Below are 6,278 nucleotides of genomic sequence, written 5' to 3' on the forward strand. Positions count from 1 at the left end.
TTAATGTGTCAACCTTATGGGTTTTAATCATACGTCGTTTAAATGCTTAACAGTTGACAACATGATGACACTTATAGTTGTACAGAAACATATGATGAATTTACCAAAGTTGATCGCACTTGCTTATACTGCAATCCTAATATTATCTGGAAATGCACTTGGAGCGAAGGCTGAAGAAACAAGATCGGGAAACAGTGGACGAACATTTGCTGATTGGTGTCGCCAAAAAGATTCTTTGAATCCTGAAACTAAACACACTGTTGAGCTGTTGTTGGAGAGAGCAAGGACTAGAGAGTGCGATGAGGCCGATCAGAAACTTTCAAGTCTCACGGAACTCAGCCTCATTGGCTATTCTATCAGCGACATTAAACCGCTAGCATCCTTGACCAGCCTGACTCTTCTCGAACTCACCGACAATCAGATAAGCGACATTAAACCGCTAGAATCTTTGACTAAGCTGACTCAGCTCGCCCTCAACGACAATCAGATAAGCGACATTAAACCGCTAGCATCTTTGACCAGCCTGACTCTTCTCGACCTCGACCAACTTCCATCGGTAGACTTACCAGCATCCCCCACGCCTAAGTTCGTCCCCAAAAACAATCTAATCAGCGACATCCAACCTTTGGAATCTTTGACTAACCTGACTTCGCTTTCCCTCGGTGGTCGTCAAATCCGCGACATCAAACCGCTAGCATCCTTAACTAACCTGACTGAGCTCCATCTCAAGGAAAATCAAATCAGCGACATCAAACCGCTAGCATCTCTAACTAAACTGAAGTGGCTCATGCTGGGTAACAATCAGATAAGCGACATTAAACCGCTAGCATCCTTGACAAACCTGGGTTGGCTCATACTGAGTAACAATCAGATAAGCAACATTAAACCGCTAGCATCCTTAACTAACCTGACTGAGCTTTCCCTCTACAGCAATCAAATCAGCGACATCCAACCTCTAGCATCCTTGACTAACCTGACTTCGTTCAACCTCAGCAACAATCAGATAAGCGACATTAAACCGCTAGCATCCTTGACTAACTTGCAGGGGCTTAGTCTCAGCAATAATCAAATAAGCGACATTAAACCGTTAGCATCCTTGACTAGCCTGACTTCGCTCAACCTCAACAACAATCAAATAGGCGACATCAAACCGCTAGCATACTTGACTAGCCTGACTTCGCTCAACCTCAGCAACAATCAGATAAGTGACATTAAACCGCTAGCATCCTTGACTAGCCTGCCTGCTCTCGCCATCTGGGGCAATCCAATCTCTCCCAAAACTTGCCCTCTTTCACCAGAGTCTAGTTGTGTCTGGGAATCACCACGAAATGAAGTACCAGTACGAGCACCAACATCCTCACCATCACCACTGCCAGAGCAAGAATCCTCACCACTGCCACTGCCGCCCAACTTTTAACCATCACCACTGCGTTAACTACAACTGGGAAACAGCAGGCGAACACTTGTGGGTTTCCCACCTAGGACTTGAAACTGGTACAGCCTCCCTTCTGAGGCAGAAGCCAGACAGTTTGCCCCTGTCTCAAAACTCCGAAGTGTGACAAATTTTGCACACTTTTGCGATCGGCTCAGGGTGCAGGGAAGGGGGTAGTGGGTTGCAGGATGAGGTATGTGAGTTGTAAGGCGAAATAAGGTCACGATACAGCCATATCCTGACGTACCCTCTGCATTTTCAAGCCCTAGGATGTGGAAATATATAAAAATCCACACAGGTTATTCCCTATGATTTTATTAATCCCTGTTTTCATGTTGGTGGTATGGAGTCAGCCGGAAAATACTGGAAATGAACCTTCCTCATGGGTCGTGCAGGAACAACGGGGCGATAGTCGACGGACATTTGCTGGTTGGTGTCGTGAAAAGGCTTCTTTAAGTCCTGAAACTGAACATACTGTTAAGGTGTTGTTGAAGAAAGCGGGAACTACTGAGTGTGAGGCGGCTGATCGACAACTTTCGAGTCTCACGCAACTTACCCTCGATTACAATCACATCAAGGACATCGAACCGCTAACATCCTTGACTAACCTGACTGAGCTCTCTCTCGACTGGAATTACATAGAGGACATCGAACCGCTAACATCCTTGACTAACCTGACTGGACTCTCTCTCGACTGGAATCCGAGCCGGGACCTCAAACCGCTAGCATCCTTGACTAATCTAACTACGCTCTCCCTCGAGGGGTATCACACTGGGAACATCGAACCGCTAGCATCCTTGACTAATCTGACTAGACTCAACCTTCGCACCAATCAAATCAAGGACCTCAAACCGCTAGCATCCTTGACGAAACTGAATCAGCTCGTCCTCGGTGGAAATCAAATCAGTGACATCAAACCGCTAGCATCTTTGACTCATCTGACCGAACTCTATCTCGAAAACAATCAAATCAGTGACATTAAACCGCTAACATCCTTGACTAACCTGGTTTTGCTCTCCCTCTACAACAATCAAATTAGCGACATCAAACCGCTAGCATCCTTGACTAACCTGGTTGTACTCTCTCTCTACAACAATCAAATCAGCGATATCAAACCGCTAGCATCCTTGACTAACCTGGCTGCGCTCGACTTCGACAACAATCAAATTGGCGACATCAAACAGCCAGCCTTGACGTCATTTATCACACTAACCCGCCTCGCTTCTGGCGGTGAGCTAGATCACATCGCGGAGAGACTGGCTGTTCGTACGCGATCACACCCACTTGCGGGTTGGTGGGAAGAGGACGATTGCTCGGATGACTTTGGGTTAGCAATTACTTCTGCAGGGGAAGGCCTCTACTCAATTTCGTTTTGTGACCCTGATAGGTGCTTTGTGCCAGGTACTTATCGACCCAATAGTCGAATAGTCGGCGACCGAAGTTATCGTGTAGTTAACAACGATACAATTGATGTTGAGGGGCGTGACGGCTTCACTCGCTTCATTCGCTGTCCATTACGACCACGCTAAGAGTCGTCAACAACAGGCTAACAAGTCGCTGCACGCCGACAACCTACAGTTTTTGGTCGCAAGCTCCCTGCGCTTCCGCTTGCGGGTGAGTTCTGGCTTTAGGTTGCCAAATGCTGATCGTTTACTGGGGTCAATTACAGCTAGCCACAGGGAACCGAAAACTAATATCCTGGTGACAGTATTCAAAATTTGTATTATCACTGCCTAGCAGCCGATCGCAAATCTCGCAGCCTCAAAACCCAAAAAGAAATTTTCAAATCGGGATTTGAGGGCAATATTTCATTTTTGCTCTGCAGGCCTGCAGCAGAAATAAAAATATCGCTGGGGTGCTTGGCTCTAATCTTGCATCTCCCCCTCTCTTACATTGAATGGCTGGGATGAACAATCTTCGTCACGGTCGGACAGAAATTTCTGTGCGACCAAAGTGAGAGCGAGAGAGGGTACTGTATAAAATTGGTTGTTGAAAACTAGATTCTTGCTTTCCCTAATTTGCAAGCTAGCGGTTTCTTTTAAAATCCAACGCCAGAATTCAACCGCAACTCTCGTACTTTGTCTCGAAAGCTAGATTGTTGGGGCTGATTTGCTTGCCAAGATGTTTGATGCACCGTTGCCTGAAAATTGCACCCCACTTCTAAAAGCTAGAGAGTTAAATAAAAATCAAAAATATTCTGTATCCTGATGAAGCTGCAACGCTTACAAGCGCTAGGCAGGGAAATGCTCAAAACATCTCATCAAGCAATTCCGTAACGTCTCTTTGGTCGCGGCCGCGATTATCGTCATACACCATCAAGGTATTTAAATTCTTGTGCCTGCTTAACTTCTGCACCTTCCGTACATCCCCGTCTGTTGCGTCCAGTGCCGCCGTGATGGCCGAGTGACGGATGCGGTGAGGTGACATTTGCTTTTTAATACCAGCACTTTCACAGTGACGAACAATGATTCTTCTCAAGCCGTCGCCCGTCAGCCGATGACCTGTATTAGCAAAGTCGAGAGCCGTAAATAGTGGGGCATCTTGAGAGGAATTGCCGCCCCTGGCGTCCAACCAGTCGGCGATCGCCTGCACTGTCGCAGAACCTAAATCGATAATCTCAGCTTGCGTCCCGCGTCCCTTCCCAAAAATCCGCAAAGTTTTACCGGCCGGGTCAAAGTCTCGAACGTTCAACTGACTGATTTCGTTTCGCCGCAAAGCATTACCCCACAGCAGCCGGAGCAAGGCATAATCACGCTTCCCGGATAAGTTTGTGCGATCGCACTGCTGCAAAATCCGCTCAAAAGTTGGTCGGTCAACCCCAGTTGTATCGCGGTAGGAAGTGACTTTCTCCCCCTTAATGTCCCCTAGCGCATAATGACACGCGCCCAGTTTGCGGCCCATCTCCACCAACGACTTGATAGCTGCCAGCCGCCGATTAACAGTCGCTTCCTTAAGTCCCTTGTCGATCAGCTTAGCTTTGTACTTCAACACCACCGAAACTGCTTGCCGTTCTTCCAAGTGCAAGAATTCCAAAACGTTATCAGGCACGGCGGGCATCCCCGTCATAGTTTGCAGAAAGTCGTTGACATCACGCTCATAGGCGCGGCGGGTATTTTCGGAGCGCTTGTCGGCAAGTAATTGTTTGAGCACGTCAGGGTCAGTGTCTAAAGAGTCGAAATATCTCTCAATTTTCGCATCAAGAGAAGATTCAAGGCGGGCGATCGAAAAGTCGGTGTTATTCATGATTACGGTCTTGATAATAGAAGTTTACGCGAACACGTCAGTAAAAAGCAACCCCATCCTTTTGGAGATGGGGTCAAGATATCTAGGCGGCAAACCTTAACATTTTTAGCTGAGCTAAGGCCACCGATTGATTTTCGGATTCAAGAAGCAAGACCGGAATATTTTCGCCAGTCCTGGGGTTGAGCTGCCGCGCTATAACCGCCGCGTGGTACTGAAGATGGCCGGAGACAACTTTATATCCGCTGGTGTCCCGCACTACCACGGGAGGAATTGCAAAACCGCCCAGCGTCAAGCTCAGTTCGCCAAGCAGTTCGAGCTCGTTTCGATCGAAGTTACTGGCTGAAATATCAGACTTTATCCGCGCAACTGGGACGATCGACAGCATCAACTTTTTGGCTGGCATCGGCTGAACCCGCCCGCGTCCGTTATCCCCACGGTTCGGCGGTTCGTTGTCAGTCCCGATAGCTGCGGGTGCTGTTTTTTCGGCTGAAAGTGTTGCGGGTGCGGGTGTTGAAGGTGTTGCGGGTTTTGGTGTTGCGGGTGCTGGTGCGTCGGTTTGTGCGATCGGCTTTTCGATTTCAGCGACAGCTTTTTCGGCTTCTGCTTTAGCTTGTGCCAGTGCCTCATAGCAGGAGATTGTCGCTTCCCAGTGGCCTCGTTTTACGTCGGAGGCGGTTTGGGAGACGGCACAGCAGTAGCGGTTCCCGTCAATGTGCCGTGCAAAAGGGCAGTCAGCACAGGTAAAGGATGCGGGGGCGGTGTCGATCGTCGTGGCAGTCTGTGTTACTTTCATATCAAGTCCTTCTTTGGGCTAGCCACCGCCTTTGGCCTCGTAAACTTTGGGCGGTGGTTTGTTTTTGGGTAAGCTTGTCTTACCTCTATGTCTTACATTATCGCAGCTTGTTAGACAGTTGTCAATAGTAGTTAGACAAAATGTTAGACAAAATAAGACAAGAGTAAGGCAAGTGTAAGACAGAGGTGAGGTGTGGTCTTACGCTTGCCTTAGTTTGTACTCTGGGTTAGGCGGTGGCATCCCAGATATCAGCCTGTGTGACGAGTGCTTTTAACCTCGCTGCGATGCTTGCCCGCGTCCCTTTTGTGTCGGTTCCCTTTGCTGATGCCAGCTTGCGGATGTTCTGAATCGACATTTTATTAAGCAGTCCCTCGATGTCGGCTGCTGTTGTTGTCGGTGTCGGCTCGATCGGCGCTGCGGGTTCCGGTGCTGATGCAACTTCGACATCAATAGCTGGCTCAATCTCTGGCGTGGCCGCTGGTTCCGGCGCTGTCGGCGCTGTCGGTTCCGGTTCGACTGTTTCCGCTGGTGCGGCGGGTTCCAAGAATGCGATCGCGTCAGTCCCGAACTGTGCCTCAACCGCCGCCTTAAACGTGCCAATTTCGGCGGGATCTACATGATTGAGCATACTCAGCGCTGTCCCGACTTGTGCGAGTGCGGACTGGCAAGCTTGCTCGACTGATAGGAGCTGCTGTTGATGTTCTTGGAGTTCGCTGAGATTGGCTTGTAGGGCTGCAATCTGGGCGTTAGTCGTTTCGATTGCTGTAGCGATTTGGTTGAATTTGGCGGCGAGTAATTGCATGGTTTTTT

The 6,278-nt window shown here is 48.7% G+C and carries 5 protein-coding genes; 2 read left to right on the forward strand and 3 right to left on the reverse strand.

Annotation, left to right across the window (positions count from 1 at the left end):
- Window positions 1–91: 91 nt before the first annotated feature.
- The gene (locus QUA13_RS24655) at window positions 92–1,417 is read left to right on the forward strand and encodes a leucine-rich repeat domain-containing protein (RefSeq protein WP_333202805.1); all 1,326 of its coding nucleotides are present in this window, start codon (window positions 92–94) and stop codon (window positions 1,415–1,417) included.
- Window positions 1,418–1,740: 323 nt separating this feature from the next.
- Window positions 1,741–2,961, forward strand: coding sequence for a leucine-rich repeat domain-containing protein (locus QUA13_RS24660; protein WP_333202807.1), 1,221 nt, complete (start codon window positions 1,741–1,743; stop codon window positions 2,959–2,961).
- Window positions 2,962–3,679: 718 nt separating this feature from the next.
- Here QUA13_RS24660 and QUA13_RS24665 read toward each other — a convergent pair.
- From QUA13_RS24665 to QUA13_RS24675, 3 genes are all read right to left on the reverse strand, one after another.
- The gene (locus tag QUA13_RS24665; RefSeq protein WP_333202809.1) at window positions 3,680–4,675 is read right to left on the reverse strand and encodes a tyrosine-type recombinase/integrase; all 996 of its coding nucleotides are present in this window, start codon (window positions 4,673–4,675) and stop codon (window positions 3,680–3,682) included.
- 82 nt (window positions 4,676–4,757) lie between these two features.
- Window positions 4,758–5,468 carry a hypothetical protein gene (locus tag QUA13_RS24670; protein ID WP_333202811.1) on the reverse strand — a complete coding sequence of 237 codons (711 nt, stop codon included), beginning with the start codon at window positions 5,466–5,468 and terminating at the stop codon, window positions 4,758–4,760.
- 226 nt (window positions 5,469–5,694) lie between these two features.
- Window positions 5,695–6,278: hypothetical protein (locus tag QUA13_RS24675; protein WP_333202813.1), on the reverse strand; the 584-nt coding region annotated here is incomplete at its 5' end.

It is taken from the genome of Microcoleus sp. S28C3 (assembly GCF_036700785.1).
Lineage (GTDB): Bacteria > Cyanobacteriota > Cyanobacteriia > Cyanobacteriales > Microcoleaceae > Microcoleus > Microcoleus asticus.